Here is a 1660-nt window from a genome sequence, read left to right on the forward strand (position 1 = left end):
ATGCGGGCGCGCGAGGCGGCCACCACCGGGCGGACGTCGCCGGTCAGGATCGCGCGGGCGTGGGCGGCGTGCTCGGCGTACGACTCGGGGCTCTGCCGCCCCTCGCAGGGGGCGCCGCACCGGCCGAGCTCACCGAGCACGCACGTGCCGGCCCGGCCCTCGGAGATCAGCCGCAGGGTCAGGCGTTGCGTGCACTGGCGCAGCGGAACGGCGTCGTGCACCGCCGTGCGGGCCTCCTCGGCGAGCCGCGTGCTCGCGAACGGGCCCAGGTACACGCTCTCGTCGTCGCGCACCTCGCGGACGATCGACAGCCGGGGGAACGGCTCGGAGGTCAGCTTGAGCCACACGGCGCGCTCGGGATGGCGTGAGCGGCGGTTGTAGCGCGGCTTGTGCGCGGCGATCAGGCGCAGCTCGCGCACCTCGGCCTCCAGCGCGCTGGCGCACACGATGGTGCGCACCCGATCGGCGATGCCGATCATCTCGCGGACGCCCCGGCGCGTCTCGGAGGCGGTGAAGTAGGAGCGGACGCGCGTGCGCAACCGGCCGCTCTTGCCGACGTAGAGCGGCTCGCCGCGCGCGTCCTCGAAGATGTAGACGCCCGGCGCGGCCGGCACCGCGTCGGCGAGGTGACGCTTGCGCCGCTGCTCCGGCGTCGGGGCACGCGAGAAGCTCCTCAGCTCCTCCAGCGACTCCACGCCGAACGCGCCGGCGCGCTCGAACAGCCCGTGCAGCACGTCGACCGTCGCCTTGGCGTCGGCGAGAGCCCGGTGGCACGGCTCGGTGGCCGTACGGAAGAAACGGGCGAGCGTCGACAGCTTGCAGTTGGGCACCTCGTCGCGGGTGAGCAGCCGCCGTGCCAGGTCGGCCGTGTCGAGGACGGCGGGAGCGGGCCAGGGACGCTCCTGCGCGGCGCACGCGGCCTTGAGGAAGCCCATGTCGAACGGCGCGTTGTGCGCCACCAGCACGGCTCCGCGCGCGAACTCCAGGAACGCCGGCAGCACCTGGTCGATGCGCGGCGCCGCGACGACCATCCGCTGGGTGATGCCGGTCAGCACGGTGATGAACGGCGGGATCGGCATGCCCGGGTCGACGAGTGTGCCGAACTCGCCCAGCACCTCGCCGCCGCGCACCTTGACCGCGCCGATCTCGGTGATGGCGTCGTCGTGCGCCGACCCGCCGGTGGTCTCCAGGTCGACGACCACGAAGGTCACTCCGATGAGAGGCGTGCCGAGGTCGTCGAGGGTGCCCTGCACGGCAGGGCCTTCGGGGGCCATGGCAGGCACCGTACGGCCGGGCACCGACAAGCCGGCCCCCGGCCTCCGGGAAGGGTCCGGCGGCGCCCCCAGGCCGCCGTCGGCGACGTGCCGGGGGCATTCGTCGGAGGATCGCCTACTCCGGGGTGTCCTGCCGTCTACGCTGGGCAGCGACGGCGGTACGGGCGACCCGGCGGTATGTTCGCCGGACGCGCGACCCGACCACGCGTGAGGAGAAAGATCATCGACACCGGCCCGGACGAGCAGCTCGACCAGCCGTTGCCAGAGGCGGTCCGGCAACGCGTGGTCGAGTTCGCCGCGTCCGCCGTCGGTGTGCTGCCGGGCGACCAGGTCCCGGCGCCGCTGCGGCGCGTCGCGCGGTTCGAGCCGCGCCGCCGGGCCCGGCT

The 1660-nt window shown here is 74.4% G+C and carries 1 protein-coding gene; it reads right to left on the minus strand.

The genetic code is table 11. The features are described from left to right. Positions 1 to 1274 (minus strand): DEDD exonuclease domain-containing protein (locus ACFFNX_RS49390; protein ID WP_378213406.1); only part of this gene is annotated, 1274 nt, incomplete at its 3' end. Between the last annotated feature and the right edge of the window lie 386 nt (positions 1275 to 1660).

It is taken from the genome of Actinoallomurus acaciae, assembly GCF_042429965.1.
GTDB classification, from domain to species: Bacteria; Actinomycetota; Actinomycetes; order Streptosporangiales; family Streptosporangiaceae; genus Actinoallomurus; species Actinoallomurus acaciae.